This is a genomic window from Pandoraea oxalativorans (assembly GCF_000972785.3).
Classification (GTDB): domain Bacteria; phylum Pseudomonadota; class Gammaproteobacteria; order Burkholderiales; family Burkholderiaceae; genus Pandoraea; species Pandoraea oxalativorans.
In genome coordinates, this window is the sequence record NZ_CP011253.3 from 1,042,373 (window position 1) to 1,062,798 (window position 20,426).

General features: G+C 57.9%; 12 protein-coding genes and 9 pseudogenes. 9 read left to right on the top strand and 12 right to left on the bottom strand.

Translation table 11 applies throughout. The annotated features are described in order from the left end of the window. Positions 1-62: 62 nt before the first annotated feature. Together MB84_RS04790 and MB84_RS31670 are read right to left on the bottom strand one after the other, a co-directional pair. Positions 63-746, bottom strand: coding sequence for a LuxR C-terminal-related transcriptional regulator (locus MB84_RS04790; RefSeq protein ID WP_046293417.1), 684 nt, complete (start codon positions 744-746; stop codon positions 63-65). A gap of 383 nt (positions 747-1,129) precedes the next feature. Further along, a pseudogene (locus tag MB84_RS31670) lies at positions 1,130-1,255 on the bottom strand (IS3 family transposase); the annotation flags it as partial. Positions 1,256-1,340: 85 nt separating this feature from the next. Between MB84_RS31670 and MB84_RS04800 the strand changes: the two are divergent. Beyond that, a protein-coding gene (locus MB84_RS04800) for an IS3 family transposase (RefSeq protein ID WP_157122856.1) occupies positions 1,341-2,551 on the top strand; the annotation gives its coding sequence in 2 pieces (ribosomal slippage) (positions 1,341-1,656 and positions 1,656-2,551; 1,212 coding nt in all). 135 nt (positions 2,552-2,686) lie between these two features. On the opposite strand, the pseudogene MB84_RS31675 reads toward MB84_RS04800, so the two are convergent. After that, a pseudogene (locus MB84_RS31675) lies at positions 2,687-2,821 on the bottom strand (IS110 family RNA-guided transposase); the annotation flags it as partial. 39 nt (positions 2,822-2,860) lie between these two features. Beyond that, positions 2,861-4,126 (bottom strand): IS256 family transposase, encoded by a 1,266-nt coding sequence (locus MB84_RS04805; RefSeq protein WP_046290953.1) that lies wholly within the window; start codon positions 4,124-4,126, stop codon positions 2,861-2,863. Positions 4,127-4,241: 115 nt separating this feature from the next. On the opposite strand from MB84_RS04805, the pseudogene MB84_RS04810 reads away from it, so the two are divergent. Then, positions 4,242-5,255 (top strand): annotated as a pseudogene (locus tag MB84_RS04810) (IS3 family transposase); the annotation flags it as partial. Here the strand turns inward: MB84_RS04810 and MB84_RS31680 are convergent. Then, on the bottom strand, positions 5,244-5,996 hold the full coding sequence (locus MB84_RS31680; protein WP_084009606.1) for a GHMP family kinase ATP-binding protein: 753 nt from the start codon (positions 5,994-5,996) through the stop codon (positions 5,244-5,246). The pseudogene MB84_RS04810 and the gene MB84_RS31680 overlap by 12 nt on opposite strands. A gap of 336 nt (positions 5,997-6,332) precedes the next feature. On the opposite strand from MB84_RS31680, the pseudogene MB84_RS04820 reads away from it, so the two are divergent. After that, positions 6,333-7,291: pseudogene (locus MB84_RS04820) on the top strand (IS3 family transposase); the annotation flags it as partial. Between the two features lie 213 nt (positions 7,292-7,504). Continuing rightward, positions 7,505-7,951, top strand: a pseudogene (locus MB84_RS28795) (IS110 family transposase); the annotation flags it as partial. A gap of 22 nt (positions 7,952-7,973) precedes the next feature. Here the strand turns inward: MB84_RS28795 and MB84_RS04830 are convergent. Continuing rightward, positions 7,974-9,239: an IS256 family transposase gene (locus MB84_RS04830; RefSeq protein WP_046290953.1), complete on the bottom strand. Its 1,266-nt coding sequence runs from the start codon at positions 9,237-9,239 to the stop codon at positions 7,974-7,976. A 127-nt stretch (positions 9,240-9,366) separates the two neighbouring features. Here MB84_RS04830 and MB84_RS31685 point away from each other — a divergent pair. Further along, a pseudogene (locus MB84_RS31685) lies at positions 9,367-9,882 on the top strand (transposase); the annotation flags it as partial. Between the two features lie 126 nt (positions 9,883-10,008). Next, complete coding sequence (locus tag MB84_RS04835; RefSeq protein WP_046290953.1) at positions 10,009-11,274, top strand: IS256 family transposase; 1,266 nt, start codon at positions 10,009-10,011, stop codon at positions 11,272-11,274. Positions 11,275-11,310: 36 nt separating this feature from the next. Here the strand turns inward: MB84_RS04835 and MB84_RS04840 are convergent. The 3 genes and pseudogenes from MB84_RS04840 to istA all read right to left on the bottom strand — a co-directional run. Next, positions 11,311-11,859 (bottom strand): annotated as a pseudogene (locus MB84_RS04840) (transposase); the annotation flags it as partial. An 89-nt stretch (positions 11,860-11,948) separates the two neighbouring features. Further along, positions 11,949-12,734, bottom strand: a complete 786-nt coding sequence (istB, locus tag MB84_RS04845; protein WP_046290956.1) for an IS21-like element helper ATPase IstB — start codon at positions 12,732-12,734, stop codon at positions 11,949-11,951. Continuing rightward, complete coding sequence (gene istA / locus MB84_RS04850) at positions 12,731-13,747, bottom strand: IS21 family transposase (RefSeq protein WP_046290957.1); 1,017 nt, start codon at positions 13,745-13,747, stop codon at positions 12,731-12,733. Before istA ends, istB begins: the two co-directional genes overlap by 4 nt. A 411-nt stretch (positions 13,748-14,158) precedes the next feature. On the opposite strand from istA, the gene MB84_RS28805 reads away from it, so the two are divergent. From MB84_RS28805 to MB84_RS04870, 3 genes are all read left to right on the top strand, one after another. Continuing rightward, positions 14,159-15,100, top strand: a complete 942-nt coding sequence (locus tag MB84_RS28805) for a pyridoxal-phosphate dependent enzyme (RefSeq protein ID WP_084009607.1) — start codon at positions 14,159-14,161, stop codon at positions 15,098-15,100. Between the two features lie 38 nt (positions 15,101-15,138). Further along, positions 15,139-16,226, top strand: a protein-coding gene (locus MB84_RS04865; protein ID WP_157122635.1) for an IS3 family transposase whose coding sequence is annotated in 2 segments (ribosomal slippage) — positions 15,139-15,388 and positions 15,388-16,226 — 1,089 coding nt in all. Because the reading frame shifts where the segments join, the coding sequence is not laid out codon by codon here. A 189-nt stretch (positions 16,227-16,415) separates the two neighbouring features. Further along, positions 16,416-17,651: an ATP-grasp domain-containing protein gene (locus MB84_RS04870; RefSeq protein ID WP_169834982.1), complete on the top strand. Its 1,236-nt coding sequence runs from the start codon at positions 16,416-16,418 to the stop codon at positions 17,649-17,651. A 151-nt stretch (positions 17,652-17,802) separates the two neighbouring features. Here the strand turns inward: MB84_RS04870 and MB84_RS28810 are convergent. From MB84_RS28810 to MB84_RS04880, 3 genes and pseudogenes are all read right to left on the bottom strand, one after another. After that, positions 17,803-18,120, bottom strand: a pseudogene (locus tag MB84_RS28810) (integrase core domain-containing protein); the annotation flags it as partial. A 16-nt stretch (positions 18,121-18,136) separates the two neighbouring features. Beyond that, the gene (locus MB84_RS04875) at positions 18,137-19,222 is read right to left on the bottom strand and encodes an IS110 family RNA-guided transposase (RefSeq protein ID WP_046289963.1); all 1,086 of its coding nucleotides are present in this window, start codon (positions 19,220-19,222) and stop codon (positions 18,137-18,139) included. A gap of 289 nt (positions 19,223-19,511) precedes the next feature. After that, positions 19,512-20,377, bottom strand: a pseudogene (locus MB84_RS04880) (IS3 family transposase); the annotation flags it as partial. Positions 20,378-20,426: the final 49 nt, after the last annotated feature.

Below are 20,426 nucleotides of genomic sequence, written 5' to 3' on the forward strand. Positions count from 1 at the left end.
CGTCAACGAGAACTCGTACCATTCGACCAGATTGGCCGTGAACGCTACTCTCAGTATCGAGTTCAACTCAAGTCATACCCTTCTCCGCCTTTTGCAGCAGATAGTGCTGTATAAAAAAGATCGCCTATTAACTTATTGCGAACTGCGACACAGTGACACTCGACGGTTCTATCTGAAACACCCAGAGTTCTTGATATTTCCTTGTTCGAAAGTCGCTCGGCTTTGAGGAGGAAGACTCGAAACTGCGCTTCTGTTGGGCGTGAGATGAAGTATTCCTTGACTCCAATGAGGGCCATTGTTCGGTCGATTGCCTCGTTAGCAGCGTAGAAATTTCTGTGAAGGTGGTAGATGTTGAATGGCGGCAGCGTCCGGGTAATGTCATGTCGATAGGTCGCCACACAAAGAATGTTCCCTCGGGCTCCGAGGATCGGAAACTTTGTCATTTCCTCGATTTGAGCATCGCCGGAATCGTCGAGAAACTTATTTCTGCGAATAACACTCGATCGCTGCTCAAGCACCAAAAAATCGTGCTCCTCTATTGATTTCGCATACTGCTTACCCCATCCCGCCTGCCGAAAACTAAGATCGTTTACCGTGAGTCCTTCGATTTCGCGGGGGTTCTCAACGCCGAACTGGCGGGAGTTGTGAGCATTGTTGACGATGTATCTCCCTGTGCTTGCATCTTTGAGACTTGCAGATACGGGGAAGCTCTGTATGAGGCTGATAATTGAGCTTTCTGACTTCACGACGATGAGCCCTCCACGCGATGAGTGGTCCACAATCAGACCGAATGTTGTCGAAGACTGCCAGGGAAAAACTACGACATCTCCGGCTGTTTGGCTATGAGATGTGATGTTTCCTACAAATTGCTAATTTCGATTGGTTGTGGTTATCGAAATTCTTAGGTGATTGGTCGGCGTGTAACCGTAGCCTGTGGTGTCGAGGCTGGGCATGCTGCACGGCAAAAGCCTCCCGCTTCTGGCTGTGTGCGTACGTCGACATATTGCAGATGTCGGGCGGGCCCCGTTGCGGCGCTGGGCGCTACGCCACGAGCGGTGACCCGCTCGTGAACTTCTCGCCCATGTCCTCAAGTCTTTTTTGGGGGGGCGGCACGTCAAAAGTGTAGTGGTCAACCCATCCCGGACACTGCGTTAAGTTTTTCTTCTGCTACGGCAGGAGCTATCCCGCCATTGAACTGATGCGGTCGTATCCAGTTGTACCGCTGCATCAGGTAATGACTGATGTCTGGAGCGGCCCCATGAAACACCGGACACAGCGACCCACTTACAATAACGGGTAGGCATAAGACTGTGTTTTTGACTAACACCAAGCAGGAAGTGATGGAAGTGTTGACGGGCCCAGAGCGCCGGCGTCGCTGGACGGCGGAGCAGAAACTGTCGATGGTTCGCGAGAGTTTCGAACCGGGAAAATCGGTTTCAATGGTCGCGCGCCATTACGGCGTGAACCCGAACCAGCTATTCCACTGGCGCAAGCTGTACCAGGACGGTAGCCTGTCAGCGGTCAAGGCTGGCGAAGAAGTGGTTCCGGCATCGGAGTTGGCTGATGCGCTCAAGCAGATTCGCGAGCTGCAACGGATGCTCGGCAAAAAAACAATGGAGAACGAGATTCTCCGGGAAGCAGTTGAATACAGCCGAGCAAAAAAATGGATAGCGCACTCGCCCTTGCTGCCGGAGGACGGCCAGTGAAACTGGTCTGTGAAGTTCTCGGCGTGTCGCGCTCGAACGTATCGGCACGACTGTCGCGTCCGGCGACGTGGCGCGATGGCCGGCAATCAAGGCCGACCGACGACGAAACTGTAGTCGAGGAAATCCGCCGTGTCGTCGGCGATTTGCCCAGCTATGGCTACCGGCGGGTTTGGGGCACGTTGCGCAACGAGCGCGTTGCAGTTGGACTGGCGCCGTTCAATGCCAAGCGCATTTATCGCATCATGCGAACGCATGGGCTGCTGACGCAGCGCCGACCGATTGCGCCGCGAGCCCACCGTCGACATGATGGCAAAGTGGCCGTCGCGCGCAGCAATCAGCGATGGTGCTCGGACGGCTTCGAGTTCCGCTGCGACAACGGCGAGCCGCTGCGTGTGACGTTTGCGCTGGATTGCTGCGACCGAGAAGCGATGAGCTGGGCGGCGACGACAGCAGGCCACAGCGGCGACATTGTGCGCGACGTGATGCTGGCCGCAGTGGAAAATCGGTTCGGCAACGAGGTGCATACGCCGTCCGAAATCGAGTGGCTGAGCGACAATGGTTCGGGCTATACGGCTGACGATACGCGCCGGTTTGCGATGAACATCGGACTAAAGCCATTGACCACGCCCGTGTGCAGTCCGCAAAGTAACGGCATGGCCGAGAGCTTCGTGAAAACGATGAAGCGCGACTACGTCGCCTTCATGCCGAAGCCGGATGCTGCAACCGCTGCTCACAATCTGGCCATTGCATTTGAGCATTACAACGAGAAGCACCCCCATAGCGCGCTGAAATACCGCTCGCCTCGCGAGTTCCGGCGCTCGATGGATTCAGCAACCTTAGTGTGATGGTGTGTCCGGTTTTACAGGGTCAACTCCAATGTCCCGGTGAGCTTGCGGTGCCGTCATATATCCTGTGTTAGGCACCCATTCCGTTTTCAAACTCCGGAACAAACGCTCCATTGGCGAGTTGACGCTCCTATGTCAAGAAGCACTCGCTGAATCGGCTAGATCGGCAAGAATGAGTGGGTACAATTCTCTGACGATATAGCGCTTCAGACAGCGGTGAATTTCCTTGTTCGACATACCTTCTTTGGTTCGGCGCTCGACGTATGCTCGGAGTTAAAGTCAAATCTGGTGTACGGGGCGTGAGCAAGATTAGGCGGCCAGGGGCTGCTGAGCCGGTGTGCTGTCGGTCACCGGCTCTCCATCCTTGAACGTCATCCCGTCAAGCATCGTCGCGATCTTTTCGGGGGCGCGGATGCGCCGCCACGAGTCTTCGGCCGACTCGATCAGCTTGAATGCCAGGCCGAGGAACGTCGCGCGCGAGACGCAGTTGCGCGTGCGCTTGGTGCGGTGACGCACCGTCGCGAAGGTCGATTCAATCGGATTCGTCGTGCGCAGATGCTGCCAGTGTTCGGCCGGGAAATCGTAAAATGCCAGCAGCTCGTCGCGATCTTGCGTCAGCTTTTCGACCACCTTCGGATACTTTGCCGAGTGGGTATCAACGAAGTGATTGAAGGCAACCAGCGCTTCGGCACGCGTGGCGGCCATCCAAATGTCCTGCATCGCCTTTTTGGCGCGGGCCTGCTGCGATTTCGGCAGCGCGTTGAGCACGTTGCCCATCTTGTGGAACCAGCAGCGCTGATGCTTGGTCTGCGGGAACACTTCTTCCATCGCTGCCCAGAATCCCATCGCACCATCTCCGCAAGCCAGCAGCGGCCCTGACTGCAGACCGCGCTTTTTCAGATCGAGCAGCAGTTCGGCCCACGACGCCTTCGATTCCCGATACCCGTCACTGATCGCCACACGCTCTTTCGTTCCGTCCGGTTTGACACCAATGATCACCAACAGGCACTGGCCGTCGGAATCGTCGCTGCGCACGCCGGTGTGAATGCCGTCAGCCCACCAGTACACCCAGCGCGCCAACGACAACTCACGCTGATTCCACTGAGCATGCTCATCGGCCCATTGCGCCTTCAGACGACTCACCACATTTGGCGACAGGCCGCTGACCTGGCCGCCCAGCATGATGCCCATGGCTTCGCTCATGTCGCCCGTCGAGATGCCTCGCAGGTACAGCCACGGTAGTGCGGCCGACACGCGTGCGGATTTGCGAACGTACGGCGGCACGACCGCCGAATTGAAGCGGATGCCCGAACCCGAGCGATCACGCACCTTCGGTACCCGAACCGGCACCGGACCGATGGCCGTGACGACTTCGCGCTCTGGTAGGTAGCCGTTGCGCACCACGGCACGCCGACCGTCGATCGACCTCACGTTGCTGTACTGTTCAAGCATGCTCGCCAGTTCCGCTTCGACTGCCTGCTCGATGATCTGCCGCGCGCCTTGCTGGATCAGTTCATCGAGCGCGCTCTTCGTTTGTGCTTTTCTGCCGTTCGTTTCTTTCATAATCTTCTTCATGGTGGTCGGGGCCGGCTCGCGCCGGCTTTGCTCGGTGTGCCTTCGACAAGCAACATTCTCAGCTAAACCGCCACCGCCTTCTCATATTTCCCAAAGCACTCCGTACACCAGATTCGACAATAGCTCTGACGAACTGGAACGGCAGGTCGAAGCGCTCCAGCGCAAAATTCGCAATCTGCAGCTTGAACAGGACCTGTTGAAGAAGGCGAATGAACTCCTAAAAAAAGACCTGGGCGTCGACCTGCAACTCCTGAGCAACCGGGAGAAGACGACGCTGGTTGACGCCCTGAGAGAGCAGTACGTTTTGGCTGAGCTGCTTGAGCAGCTGGACTTGGCGCGCAGCTCCTATTTCTACCATCGGTCGCCCATGCGGGTTGCCGACAAATATGCCGAAGTTCGTCGTACCGTTGCGGAAATCTTCGAGGACAATCACCGATCCTACGGCTATCGTCGGGTGCAGGCAGCGCTCAGCAGACAACGCGTGTTTCTATCGGAGAAAGTCGTGCGTCGCCTCATGAAACAAGGCGGCCTCTACGCGGCGAGGCCCAAGCGGCGCCGATATCGTTCTTATGTCGGGGAAATTAGCCCTGCCCCAGATAACATCATCAATCGCGATTTCCACGCTACCGCCCCCAACGAAAAGTGGCTGACGGATATCTCCGAGTTCCAGATCCCGGCCGGGAAGGTATATCTATCGCCGATGATCGACTGCTTCGATGGCATGGTAGTCAGTTGGTCGATTGGCACAAGCCCCGACGCCGAGCTCGTGAATACCATGTTAGATGCGGCTATCGAGACCGTGACCGAGGACGATGAGAAGCCGATCGTACATTCCGATCGGGGTGGCCACTACCGTTGGCCTGGCTGGCTATCGCGAGTTGCAAAGGCTAATCTGATCCGATCCATGTCGCGTAAAGCCTGCTCACCAGACAATGCGGCCTGTGAGGGATTCTTCGGAAGGCTGAAGACCGAAATGTTCTATCCAGGGGACTGGCGTTCGACGACCATCGTGCAATTCGTAGAGGCACTGAACGCCTACATTCGCTGGTACAACGAAAAGCGGATCAAGGGCTCCCTTGGCTATCTCAGCCCCATCGAGTACCGTGAAAGCCTCGGGTTAACGACGTAAAACAGTCCAAGAAAATAGCCGCATCCCCGGTGGGTCAGATTTAAACCGGCGTTGACAGATACCCGACAACGATAGCGTGTCCAGTCCACAAGCAAGTCCGCGTGGCACGACACTCATTACGGTGAAAGCCGGTGACGCTCCCTCTAAAAGTTCGAGCACAAAGCCTTCGCGATGCGCAAAAAGGCACGGCTTGTCGGCCAGCATGATGGGGTCTGATGCCCCTTCGGCTCGAACCGCCAATGATGCTATTTCAGATTCCATTAACACGTTGCCAGTGGCAAACGCTACGGCTCTTACCGCAGCGACCACATCGGCGGTGGAGGAACCCATTCCCCACTTTAACGGAATGCTAGAGTCGATTACCAGCGTGCCCCCACCACTCGCACCTAGGTATTCCAGCGCAATAGTCGCTGCGCGCCTTGCCTTATGCCGCGACGGAGGGATGACCGTAATGGACGTCGATTCCGCGAATGGAAAAAACGTAGCGGCACTACACTTGCCCATGATTGGCAACGTGACGAGCGCATCGATTAAACGCCCACGAAATCGGAACTTCCCCTGAACCAGTTCGCCATGATGAGCATGTGCAGACGCTTGTCCCATGGCGGTCGCTTTACTCTGGACTATCGCATGATTTGAAGCGAATACCCTTTCGTATGGGCGTAGCATTTCGAACTCCAGGTATTTCGGATTGGTGGCGCTACAACTGAGGGGGAATTCGGAAAGTGGCGAGCATTTCATCGCGCAGCACCACCGAGGACATACTGAGAAAATTCTTCGTTCGCATGCAAATCATGCTCAATATGCGAAGAGCCTCCACTTCTGTGGACGGAACTCAGTTTCTTGTCGCTCGGGGACACCCTTGGCTGGCGCCCCCCTTCACTCCCACAAGAGGGATCTTTTACGAACAACGCCCGTCGCGCATCCGTGAAATCAACTGAGATAGCGCAGCAGTTCAAGCGGAAGAGAAACCGAGGGAGACGCCTAGGCGTGGGACTTCAGAGGCTCACTTTTGTAGTGGTTTAATCCCTCCGGACACTCATTTAGGCGAGAATGCTCGCCATGAAGAGGTGTCTGATGACCAAACAACGTCGTTCGTTTTCCCCTGAGTTCAAACGCAACGCTGCGGCACTAGTCCTTGATCAGAGCTACAGCCACGTGGATGCGTGCCGTTCTGTCGGCGTTGCCGAGTCCGTTATGCGCCGATGGGTTGATCAGCTCCAGCTTGAGCGCCGGGGTGTTACCCCTCAGAGCAAGGCCCTCACGCCAGAGCAGCAGCGTATCCAAGAGCTTGAGGCGCGTATCGATCGCCTTGAGCGCGAGAAAGCCATTTTAAAAAAAGCCACCGCGCTCTTAATGTCGGAAGGGATCGAACGTACGCGCTGATTGAGCAACTGGCCAAGGGCGAGCCCATAGCCTTACTCTGCGCGCTGTTCGAGCTTCCACGATCTTGCTTGTACGCTTATCGTCAGCGGTGCCAGCGTGTCGACCCGATACGTATGTCCCAACGCAGTCGTGTGCATGAATTATTCGTCGAAAGCCGAAGCTCAGCGGGCAGCCGCAGCATCGTGGGAATGATGCGTGAGCAAGGCATTGCCATCGGACGTTTCAAGGTCAGTCGCTTGATGGCGGAGCTTGGACTGATCTGCAAACAGCCGGGCAGCCACGCCTACAAGCGAGCCACCATCGAGCGCGAGGACATTCCGAATCGCCTGAATCGGCAGTTTGTGGTGGAAGCGCCGAACCGAGTCTGGTGCGGCGACATCACGTACGTTTGGGCGCAAGGCCGTTGGCATTACTTGGCCGCAGTTCTGGACCTGTTCACGCGCCGTGTCGTCGGTTGGGCGTTCTCGGCGCGTCCTGACGCCGACCTGGTGGTGCAGGCACTCGATATGGCCTATGAGCAGCGGGGTCGTCCACAAGGGCTGCAATTTCACTCGGATCAGGGTGGTCAGTACGGTAGTCGCAAGTTCCGCCAACGACTGTGGCGGTACCGGATTGAGCAGAGCATGAGTCGGCGCGGCAATTGCTGGGACACTCAGTCTAAGATCGGCTTTGAACGTCGGTCCGATCTGACCCTTGCTGGGATTGGCGAAGCTGCCTTTGAGTTGACCTGTCGATCGATCTCCGACGTTCCCCGAGCGTTGCCGGGCCCAGCGTTTGTGACCTAATAGGAGCTTTGTTCTGCACCATGAGTGTCCTGTCCAGCGAATGGGGTTGGCGATGCGTCCACTTCTTGGGAAACAAATATGGACGATCGAGCGATTGAAGGCGAAGTCATTCTGGGCGTCGATACGCATCTCGATACCCATGTCGGTGCATTAATTAGTGAAACAGGGAAACTCGTTGGAACCCTGTCAGTCGCGGCCGAAACTACGGGGTATCTCAAGCTTCTGACTTGGGCGAACTCATTGGGGCATGTTCGGCGCGCCGGAGTTGAAGGGACCGGCACATATGGCGCAGGTCTTGCCCGAGTGTTGCGAGATCATGATATCGATGTACTGGAGGTCAATCGCCCTGATCGTGCAGCGCGTCGATCACGAGGAAAATCTGATCCGACTGATGCGGAAAATGCTGCGAGAGCGGTCCTCGCTGGACGAGCCACTGCGATTCCCAAAGAGCAGTCGGGCGCGGCTGAGGCAATGCGAACTGTATCAGTTGCACGTCGCAGTGCCGTCGGAGTTAAAGTCAAATCTGGTGTACGGGGCGTGAGCAAGATTAGGCGGCCAGGGGCTGCTGAGCCGGTGTGCTGTCGGTCACCGGCTCTCCATCCTTGAACGTCATCCCGTCAAGCATCGTCGCGATCTTTTCGGGGGCGCGGATGCGCCGCCACGAGTCTTCGGCCGACTCGATCAGCTTGAATGCCAGGCCGAGGAACGTCGCGCGCGAGACGCAGTTACGCGTGCGCTTGGTGCGGTGACGCACCGTCGCGAAGGTCGATTCAATCGGATTCGTCGTGCGCAGATGCTGCCAGTGTTCGGCCGGGAAATCGTAAAATGCCAGCAGCTCGTCGCGATCTTGCGTCAGCTTTTCGACCACCTTCGGATACTTTGCCGAGTGGGTATCAACGAAGTGATTGAAGGCAACCAGCGCTTCGGCACGCGTGGCGGCCATCCAAATGTCCTGCATCGCCTTTTTGGCGCGGGCCTGCTGCGATTTCGGCAGCGCGTTGAGCACGTTGCCCATCTTGTGGAACCAGCAGCGCTGATGCTTGGTCTGCGGGAACACTTCTTCCATCGCTGCCCAGAATCCCATCGCACCATCTCCGCAAGCCAGCAGCGGCCCTGACTGCAGACCGCGCTTTTTCAGATCGAGCAGCAGTTCGGCCCACGACGCCTTCGATTCCCGATACCCGTCACTGATCGCCACACGCTCTTTCGTTCCGTCCGGTTTGACACCAATGATCACCAACAGGCACTGGCCGTCGGAATCGTCGCTGCGCACGCCGGTGTGAATGCCGTCAGCCCACCAGTACACCCAGCGCGCCAACGACAACTCACGCTGATTCCACTGAGCATGCTCATCGGCCCATTGCGCCTTCAGACGACTCACCACATTTGGCGACAGGCCGCTGACCTGGCCGCCCAGCATGATGCCCATGGCTTCGCTCATGTCGCCCGTCGAGATGCCTCGCAGGTACAGCCACGGTAGTGCGGCCGACACGCGTGCGGATTTGCGAACGTACGGCGGCACGACCGCCGAATTGAAGCGGATGCCCGAACCCGAGCGATCACGCACCTTCGGTACCCGAACCGGCACCGGACCGATGGCCGTGACGACTTCGCGCTCTGGTAGGTAGCCGTTGCGCACCACGGCACGCCGACCGTCGATCGACCTCACGTTGCTGTACTGTTCAAGCATGCTCGCCAGTTCCGCTTCGACTGCCTGCTCGATGATCTGCCGCGCGCCTTGCTGGATCAGTTCATCGAGCGCGCTCTTCGTTTGTGCTTTTCTGCCGTTCGTTTCTTTCATAATCTTCTTCATGGTGGTCGGGGCCGGCTCGCGCCGGCTTTGCTCGGTGTGCCTTCGACAAGCAACATTCTCAGCTAAACCGCCACCGCCTTCTCATATTTCCCAAAGCACCCCGTACACCAGATTCGACAATAGCTCCAGTGCCGTCAAGGCGAAGACACAGGCGATAAACCAATTGCGAGCCTTGCTGGTGAGTGCGCCGCAAGACATCCGCGAACGGCTTCTGAGGACGAAGACTTCGGAATGCGTTGCTAACTGCGCGAAGCTGCGTTCGTTGGGAGGTGCACCAATGTTGCAGGCATTGGCGACTACGTTGCGCCTGCTAGCAAAGCGCTACCTCGCGCTCGCGGAGGAACTCTCAACGCTCGATGCGATGCTCGAACACTTAACACAAAGACATGCCAGAAGGCTTCGAGAGCGATTCGGCGTTGGACCTCAAACGGCAGCAGTGCTTGTCGCCGTTGCTGGCGACAACCCGGAGCGCTTGAAAAGCGATGCGGCGCTCGCTGCACTTTGTGGCACGAGTCCGTTGCAAGCCTCCTCTGGCAAGACAGTCCGACATCGCTTGAACCGTGGGGGTGATCGAGCAGCGAACAATGCCCTGTGGACCATAGCGATGGTGCGCATGCGCAGTGATCCGAGAACTCGAGCATACGAGCTATTGTCGAATCTGGTGTACGGAGTGCTTTGGGAAATATGAGAAGGCGGTGGCGGTTTAGCTGAGAATGTTGCTTGTCGAAGGCACACCGAGCAAAGCCGGCGCGAGCCGGCCCCGACCACCATGAAGAAGATTATGAAAGAAACGAACGGCAGAAAAGCACAAACGAAGAGCGCGCTCGATGAACTGATCCAGCAAGGCGCGCGGCAGATCATCGAGCAGGCAGTCGAAGCGGAACTGGCGAGCATGCTTGAACAGTACAGCAACGTGAGGTCGATCGACGGTCGGCGTGCCGTGGTGCGCAACGGCTACCTACCAGAGCGCGAAGTCGTCACGGCCATCGGTCCGGTGCCGGTTCGGGTACCGAAGGTGCGTGATCGCTCGGGTTCGGGCATCCGCTTCAATTCGGCGGTCGTGCCGCCGTACGTTCGCAAATCCGCACGCGTGTCGGCCGCACTACCGTGGCTGTACCTGCGAGGCATCTCGACGGGCGACATGAGCGAAGCCATGGGCATCATGCTGGGCGGCCAGGTCAGCGGCCTGTCGCCAAATGTGGTGAGTCGTCTGAAGGCGCAATGGGCCGATGAGCATGCTCAGTGGAATCAGCGTGAGTTGTCGTTGGCGCGCTGGGTGTACTGGTGGGCTGACGGCATTCACACCGGCGTGCGCAGCGACGATTCCGACGGCCAGTGCCTGTTGGTGATCATTGGTGTCAAACCGGACGGAACGAAAGAGCGTGTGGCGATCAGTGACGGGTATCGGGAATCGAAGGCGTCGTGGGCCGAACTGCTGCTCGATCTGAAAAAGCGCGGTCTGCAGTCAGGGCCGCTGCTGGCTTGCGGAGATGGTGCGATGGGATTCTGGGCAGCGATGGAAGAAGTGTTCCCGCAGACCAAGCATCAGCGCTGCTGGTTCCACAAGATGGGCAACGTGCTCAACGCGCTGCCGAAATCGCAGCAGGCCCGCGCCAAAAAGGCGATGCAGGACATTTGGATGGCCGCCACGCGTGCCGAAGCGCTGGTTGCCTTCAATCACTTCGTTGATACCCACTCGGCAAAGTATCCGAAGGTGGTCGAAAAGCTGACGCAAGATCGCGACGAGCTGCTGGCATTTTACGATTTCCCGGCCGAACACTGGCAGCATCTGCGCACGACGAATCCGATTGAATCGACCTTCGCGACGGTGCGTCACCGCACCAAGCGCACGCGCAACTGCGTCTCGCGCGCGACGTTCCTCGGCCTGGCATTCAAGCTGATCGAGTCGGCCGAAGACTCGTGGCGGCGCATCCGCGCCCCCGAAAAGATCGCGACGATGCTTGACGGGATGACGTTCAAGGATGGAGAGCCGGTGACCGACAGCACACCGGCTCAGCAGCCCCTGGCCGCCTAATCTTGCTCACGCCCCGTACACCAGATTTGACTTTAACTCCAGTTCGTCCCGATCTGTCTCTGCGGGCGAGCCTTTGTCGCGTTTCATGGATGCAGGAGCCTCTCGGCCGAGTAACTGGTTCTTCCAGTTGTACAGCGTCACCCTGTCGACGTCCAGCTTTCGGGCCACCGCCTCTGCACTTCCTTCCCGTGTGCACAGTTCGTACACCGCAGCCTGCTTGGACACCAATGAAGCAGTTGGTCGACCGGCCTTGCCAACCACGCATTTCCTGGTTTCCGGATAGCGCTCGCGAACCCACTCCGTTAGTATCTGGCGACAGGGATAGCCCAATGTCCTGAGGGTGAAGGCGAAGCAGCGCCCGTGGTTGACGTAATGCTCGAGTGCTACGTTCTTCTGTTCTTCTGAGTACTTCGGCTTTACGCGAACATACCCCCTCTGCAGATCGCCAATCTTCTCGAATTCGTTACACCACGCCTTGAGAGAATTCTTCGTCGGGTAACCCAACTGGCGAATGGTCGCTTTGCTGCGCTTCCCGAGTTTCAGGTACAGCTCGACCGCCCGAACGCGTTCTTGGTATGAATACATGGACTACCTTCAAAGTAGTCCAAGATTTTGTCCGCATCCCCACCTTCCGGCGTATCGCCGAAGTAAATCTGACCCACCCAGGCTCCGTGTCACGCGGCGGCTTTCGCGCCTGCGCGTGTAGTTTGTCCAGCTTTCCGTTTGTCCTTCAGCCGATAGCTTTCGCCTGCAATCTGCACGATGTGCGCGTGATGCAGCAGCCGGTCGAGCATCGCCGCAGTCAGCGTCTGGTCGTCGGCAAATGCCGTGGCCCACTGCGTAAATGGCAGGTTGCTCGTCAACACGATGGCTCCGCGCTCGTATCGCTTGGCCACCACGTTAAAAAACAGATTGGCTTCCTCGCGTCCAAACGGCAGGTAGCCGATTTCATCGATAACCAGCAGCTTCGGGCCAACCACGGCGCGGTTAAAAAACTCCCGCAGCCGGTTCTGCTGCCGGGCCGTGGCCAACTGCATCATCAAGTCGGCGGCGGTGGTGAAGCGCGTCTTGATTCCTGCCTGTGTCGCCCGATACGCTAGAGCGCAGGCGATGTGCGTTTTGCCCACGCCAGACGGCCCAAGCAGCACGACGTTCTCGGCCCGTTCGATAAACGCCAGCCCGGACAGTTCCTGGATTTGGGCTCGCGGTGCGCCGCTGGCGAAGCCAAAGTCGTATTGCTCCAGCGTCTTGATGCCCGGCAGGGAGGCCATCTTGGTCAGCGTCTGGCGCTTGCGTTCCTCTCGGGCATCCCGTTCGGTCAGCAGTAGCTGTTCGAGGAAGTCGGCGTGACTGGCATCAGCGTTGGCAGCGCTCTGGGCCAGCACGCTCCAGTCGCTCCCGATGCGGTCCAGTTTCAGTTCGTCGCACAGCCCTGCAATGCGTTCATGCTGGAGATTCATGCTGCCACCTCCAGCAAGGCGTCGTAGACCGACAGCGGATGCTGCAGGCTTTCGCTCGGCAGCACTCGCTTAAGCCGCGTCGGTACCGGGGCTGCAATCGAGGTCGACACCGGTAATGGCAGCAGTGCCGCTTGCTCTAACGGCAGTCGAACCGACGGTTTCTCTTTCGTCGTGGCATGCACCCGGACATTCGCCACCTCGGCCAGCCAGCGGCCAATATGGCCGTTAGCCGCCTCGACATCCAGCTTCAGGCCAGATTGCTTGAGCGTCGCCGCCAGCGGCACCACGAAGCTCTGCTTCAGATAACGGTTGAAGCGCTCGACCTTGCCCTTGGTCTTGGCACGGTACGGCCTGCATACCTTCGGCGTAAATCCATACGTTTCCGCCAGCGCCAACATCTCGCCGTTCCAGCGATGATGACCATCGCCGTAAGCATCGCGTTCGACGATGACCGACTTGGCGTTATCGAACAGCACATGCTCGGGCGTGCCGCCGAAGTAGATGAAGGCTTCACGCAGACACTCACACAACGTCGTGGCATCCTCGCCGCTCGTGAAACGCACGTACGTCGCCCGGCTGTAGCCCAACGTGGCGACCAGCGCCAGCAACGGTGACCTGCCGCGCCGGATGGTGGTGAAGTCTGCTTGCATCTGTCGGCCTGGCGGCGTCTCGAAGCGCACGACTGGTTCCGGCTCCGCGTTCCTGTATGGCGCGAGGAACACCTTGAGTTGGCTGATACCGCCGTCGTAGCCTTTATCTCGCAGCTCACGCAGTAACACCGTTGCCGGAATCCAGTGCGGCCGCGCCGCCTCGATTCGCTCAAGCAGGTACGCCTTGAACGCATCCAGTTTGGTTGGCCGAGGCTCTCGCTCCTTATACCGGCTAGCCTCCTGGTCGCGCAGATATCGCCGGACCGTGTTCCGCGAGACACCCATCTGTCTCGCTATCTCTCGCACCGGCGATCCACGCCTTGCCAATACCTTGATTTCCACTGCTTGCTCCTGAGTCAGCATCGGCGGCAAAAGCCACCATCCTCCCCCAGGTGGGTCAGTTTTACATCGGCGCTAACAGGTATCGAGTATACAAGTCAAGACATTGATGCTTTCGCCGCTGGAATTGCAACGCTGCGCCAAGCGTTTCGCTCGGGCGATTTGTCGGCGATAGGTGCGGTCGCGACTAACAGCGCTCGCATAAATCAAAAATACAGGCCCAAGCCACTTTTTGACGAATTGCTCTGCATATCCCAGCGCACTGGCGCTCTCGGAGTGCAAGTCGCGCACAGTGGATGCGTCACGGGGCTTCTCTTTCGGCCGCCCTCTTCATCGCGCGATCTAAGCTGCATTGAACTTGCAATGGACGAAGTCTCTCGCCTGAACGTCCACGACGTTCAGCTCTTCGGTTTGTAATTCCGTAAGGGGGAAGTGATGGATGAGTTCGACGTTTCGTCAACGGTGTCCGGCGGCGTACAGCAGCACGTGCTTCCTCCGCTCGTCAATCTAAGAAGAAATCTGACTGCTGCAAATTTTTCGCTAATGAAGCTGCTTCCAGCGCGAATCATCGTTGACGCGGCAACGCGTGCAGGTCGGTTGCCTGAGCGCGGAGGCTTGATAGCGGAAAGTAGCTCTGGGACCTTCGCGTTGGGGTTAGCGCTGATCGCGCGACCTCGCGAGCATCGACTGATGATCGTTACCGATTGCTTGGATTCTTGCTTGGCGTCTCAACTTCGGATTCTTGGCGTAGACGTTCATTTTGTGCCGCCGCGTCGGGGTTTAGATATTCAGGAAGCTCGCTTATCGAAACTACGGGAGGTATTGCGAGAATATCCGGACGCATTTTGGCCTGAACAGTATGTGAACCCAGAAAATCCACGCGCGTATGGCCACTTCGCCGATCACCTCATTCGAACTTTGGGCGACTTCGATATTCTTGTGGGCTCCGTAGGTTCAGGTGGTTCAATGTCGGGAACTGCCCTGGCTTTGCGCCGAAGGGGACTCAATGTACGGGCCATCGCGGTCGACACGCCGGGCAGCATCCTATTCGGAGCGCGAGTCGGAAGCCGCAAGCTGGGTGGGCTTGGATCAGGTATGTTGATGGGAAACCTCGATCATCTCCAGTTCGATGAGGTGCATTGGGTGAGTGCCGCGGTTGCGCATCAGCATGCGCATTCGCTTTACGTGGATCATGGCCTATTCAAGGGGCCCACAAGCGGAGCCGCGTACGTCGTCGGAGCGTGGGCAGCAAGCAACTTTCCGGACAAGCGTGTCGTAACAGTTCTTCCGGACGACGGTTATCGATACGTAGATACCGTGTATTCATCGCAATGGCAGAGGGAAACCGGGGTAATGCCCCCTGAAATCCACCGCTAGGAGAAGTAGAATTTTCTCGTTAAGAGGGAGTTCTGCAGATGAAGAAGTCGAGATTCACGGACAGCCAGATACTGGAGGCGCTCAAGCGCGCGGAGGCTGGGCTGGCGGTGCCGGAGCTGTGCCGAGAACTGGGCATCAGTTCGGCAACGTTTTATAAGTGGCGCTCGAAGTACGGCGGCATGGACGCGTCGATGATGTCGCGCATGAAGGAGCTGGAGGCGGAGAATACCCGGCTTCGCAAGATGTACATCGAGGAGAAGCTCAAGGCTGAGATTGCCTCGGAGGCCCTGCAAAAAAAGTTCTGAAGCCATCTCGTCGGCGCGAGATGGCAAAGCAAGTTGTGCAACAGCGGCGCGTGTCAATTCGTGTGGCGTGCGCGGTGCTCGGCATCAGCGAGTCGTGCTACCGGTACGCGGCGAAGTTGAACACGGAGAACGAAGAGATTGCCGACTGGCTACTGCGTATTACGGGCTGCCATCGCAACTGGGGTTTTCTGCTGTGCTACTTCTACCTGCGTAATGTGAAGGGATTCGGCTGGAACCACAAGCGCATTTACCGGATTTACCGGGAGCTGGAGCTGAACCTGCGCATCAAGCCGAAAAAGCGGCTGGTGCGCGAAACGCCGCAGCCGCTATCGGTACCGGAGGCCATCAATGAAGTGTGGTCGATGGACTTCATGCATGACCAACTGGTTGACGGGCGCAGTATCCGGACGCTGAACGTGATTGATGATTTCAACCGCGAGGCGCTGGGCATCGAGGTGGATTTCTCGTTGCCATCCGAGCGGGTGATTCGCACGCTGAAGCAGCATATGGAATGGCGAGGCAAGCCGAAGGTCATCCGGTGCGACAACGGCCCGGAATATTTGAGTGCGGCCATCGTGACATGGACGCAGAAGCAAGGCATCCGGCTGGAATACATCGAGCCGGGCAAGCCGCAGCAGAATGCGTATATCGAACGGTTCAACCGGACTGCGCGATACGAATGGCTGTCGCAGTACCTGTGGGAGGACCTGGAGCAGGTTCGCGAAGCGGCGGCCGACTGGATGTGGATTTACAATCACGAGCGCCCGAATATGGCATTGGGCGGTTTTACCCCGAAGCAGCGGCTTGCCATGGTCGCTTAGTTTCTACTTCTGCTGACCGTGGAAAACGGGGGCATTACCCCGGGTTCTTATCTGAAAGTATTCCTAACAGACCGGATTCAGTAACACATCCGACCCAAGTGAATGAGGAAGACCACTGGGTCCGCTTTGATTGGCGGCGAAGAAGTCTCGGTGTGGTGGCTTCCGAGTTGCCGTGTGAAGGAGACTGAGATGGAATACGGAGTAAAGTCGTTTGTGCTTTCTGTCGATACGCTCGGCGCAACTACAGACTTGTTGCTTGATGCTGCGGAGTTTTATCAGCAGGGACTTATCGTTTTAACTTCGTCGCCGGATCAACTGCTCGACGAAATCGGAAGGGAGAGGGCTAGTGCTGCGGCTCTTCAACTCGTGTCGGTCGATTTCGGTGCCCCAGAGGAAGTGCAGAACACAGTCCGCAGCCTAGCCAAACAATACCGATTGGCTGGCGTCATGATTCAGTCTGACCGTGCGGCTGTGCTTGGTGCCTGTATCGCACAGGACCTTGGCCTGCCAGCGCATCCAGTCTCCACCATGCGAGTGTGCCGTGACAAGTCTCAGACCCGGCGGGCTCTCGCGGCCGCGGGTATCAGGTCTATTCTATTCTCTGAGGTTACCTCATCGGTTTGGGCGCTAGAAAAGGCTGAGGCAATTGGCTATCCGCTAATCGTTAAAGACCCGAGTGGCACGGGAAGCGCGAATGTTTTCGTCGTCAACAATGCTTCGGAGTTGGCGGATGCCACGGCCGAAATTCTTGCAACTCGTAATTCGGTTCTTCTCGAAGAGTTCCTGCGCGGCCCGCTGTTTAGTGCAGAGTGTGTAATTCGGAATGGAGGGGTGACGATTCTGGGTTACTCGAATCGAGAGCTCACCGAGTTTCCTGACTTCAATGAACTCGGCCTTACGTTCCCAGCAGATATCCCCCCGAAATGGAAAGAGAAAGCCCATACCTACGTTGAGAGTGTGTCCAAGGCAGTGGGGTTGAGGAATGGCTTTGCGCACATCGAGTTCATTCTCACAAACGACGGGCCTCAAGTAGTTGAGGTGAACCCCAGAATGGGAGGTATCGGGCTTGGGCGGATGCTATCGCTCGCGCTGCGCGACAATGTATTTAAAATCGCGGTTGCGCTGAGCCTTGGTTTGACTCCACCCGTACCACTGACATCAAAGGGAATCCATGTGGGTTGCAAGATTCTCGGGGCGAAGTCGAAGGGAAGAATACGATCTATTCGGGGTGTTGAAGCTTTGGGCGGTTTTCCGGGATTTACCTCTCTGAACCTCGTTCGACGGCCGGGTGACATCGTCGCCTCCGCTCGCGACTATCGCAACACCGTTGGCTATCTTCTTTCGACCGGCGAGACCCCGTCACTCGCGTACGACTATGCTCGGGCAGCGGCCGCGACAATCGTGATCGAGACGCAAATCGCATGAAACACGTATTGATTATCGGTGGCTGGGCCGAGAACTACGAAGCGGCGTTAGGACTGGGATATAGGGTCTCCGGCTTCGCTGCATCAAACCAGCGATCCCTTCTTTCTGAAGCTGTGTTGAATCGCCCCGGCTTTCGAGGAGGCCGGTTGGTTTAAGTTAACGCAGGCGCTTCAGCAGTATTTCTGAGTTGCCTGTAGTAGTTTGCCTCAGCCTCGGCTGGCGGGATATAGCCCAGCGGTTCCATCAGCCGATGATGGTTGTACCAGGCTACCCATTCCAGGGTGGCGAGCTCGACGGATTCCTTCGTTTTCCAAGGCGCTCGCCGGTGAATCAGTTCCGTTTTGTATAGACCGTTGATCGTTTCCGCCAGGGCGTTGTCATAGCTGTCGCCGCGGCTGCCGACCGATGGCTCAATGCCCGCTTGGGCAAGTCGCTCGGTGTACCGAATGGAAACATATTGCGATCCCCTGACGCCCTTCTAAAGGTCAAGAGGTAAATTGGGTCTGCGCGATCTGGCGGTAACGTTGCCGGATGGCGTAGAAGACCTCTCGTGCGATATAGCGCTTGAGGCATCGAATCGCTTCAAGCTTTGAGTGGCCCTCGCTGACGCGTTTGGCGACATAGGCTTTTGTGCGATCGTCGGTTCGCAATCGACCGATGGCGATAATGTGCAGGGCGCTGTTGGCCGCGCGATCTCCACCGCGATTCAGTCGATGTCGTGTCACCTTGCCAGAAGACGCCGGGACGGGACTCACTCCACAGAGGGCGGCGAAGCTGGCCTCTGACTGAAGCCGGTCGCTGTTGTCGCCAGCGGTCAGTAGCAGTTGCGAAGCGGACTCATAGCCAATTGAATACCGGGAGACCAGATCGGGGGCGAGTTCATCGACCAGAGCCGCGATCATGACATCGAGGTCGGCGATCTCGTCGTGCAACTCGAGATACCGACGCCCCAGTGATTTTAATGCAATCCGGTTGGCAGAGATCAGGCTCCGATAGTCAGACAGATCGGGACGCCACGCGGCCAATGTTCGAATAAGCTGCATCCGTGTCATCTTGCGCAGCGATTCGCGTAACTCGTCAGGCGCGCTGATGATGGTACTGTGAATTAGTTGCAATGCAACGCGCCTCGCGGAGATGGCGGTCTTCCGGCAGACTTTCAGAACGCGCAGCGATTCAATCATGCCGTCGCGTGTCTTGGGCGTGACTGTACGCACACCAGCAAAGGCAGCATGCGCCGCGTTGCAAGCGTCCAGCGTGTCGTCCTTGCCGCGTTTGCGCCGGTCGCTCCTGTCGGGTGCCGTGACCTCAAGCACCGTTACGTGGGCCAGTTGAAGGTAGCGAAGCAAGCCCGCTCCGTAGGAGCCGGTGCATTCGACGCCAACCCGGGCAAGCTCTCCGAATGAGCGCATCCAGAGCAGCATCTGTTTGTAGCCATGCCGCGTGGTAGGGAAGCATTCACTGCCGAGCAGACGATCGTGTTCGTCAACGACAGCTGCAACATGCACGTCCTTATGGGTATCCACGCCGCCCACAACGTTGCGATATCCAGAAATAGCCGGTTCTTCTTTCATGAGCCTTGCTCCGGTTGCCGATGAGATTGAGGCGATTTCACCGGCATCGAGTACCTGGACAAGACAGTAAAGCGACAGAGCGTCAGGCCCTTCTTGAGTCACACGTATCGACGAGGCGAAACCTCGCCGCTCGGCGGTTCCGGACGATCGACAGGTCAGGGGAAAGACACTACGTCGATCGGAATGTGGGTCAGGTCGCCCGGAACGCTTTACGGCACCAAAAGTCGCCGGACAGCCCTCATTGAAAGCCGCGAGAAGCCCGGAAACATCTGATACCCGTATTCTTACTATCCGAATGGTGCAGTAAGGCCACGGGCTTGCCGCGTCGCCAAACCGCCATCATGAGCGCATCGGCGACGAGTTGCGAGCTCATGCTTTGCTGCATGGACCAGCCGACGATACGTCGCGAGTACAAGTCCAGCACGGCCGCAGCGTACAGCCAGCCTTCTGCCGTCCAAATGTACGTGAAGTCGGCTACCCATTTCTGGTTCGGCGCATCCGCCTGGAATTGTCGGTCAAGCACGTTCGCGGCGACCGCGCCACGTTGAGCGCGGTCCTTTGGCAAGCCACGGCGCCTTGGTCTCGCACGCAGAGCCTGCTCGCGCATCAGCCGCTCGACGCGATGTAGGCCGCAGCGTAAGCCGAGTGCGAGCACATCGTGCCATACCCGTCTGGCGCCATAGGTGCGGTCACTGCTAAGGAAGCTCTGGCGCACCTGGACACTCAGGACTTCGTCGGTCCGATGCCGCTCGCATGGCGGGCGAACCAACCACGCATAGAAGCCGCTTCGCGAGACACCGAGCGCCTCGCACATCATCCCCACCGGCCAGATTCCTCGGTGCTTCGCCATAAAGCCGAACTTCACGTCGACTCCCGCGCGAAGTAGGCCGCCGCTTTTTTCAGCAGGTCGCGCTCCATCTTGAGCTTCGCGTTCTCCTTGCGCAGTCGCTCAATCTCGGCCCGCTCCGACGTCATCACGCCCTGCCCAGGGAAAGCGCGCTGAGGGTCGACCGCAGCATCTCGCATCCACTTACGCAGGACGTTCTCATGCACGTCGAGCTCGCGCGCCGCCTGCGCGACCGCTACGCCGCGCTCCTTGACCAACTTGACCGCCTCGAGCTTGAACTCGCGACTGAACACTCTTCTCGTTCCCAACTGCCATCTCCGGTTTCACCTTCACACTTTAACAAGGTGTCCACCGGAA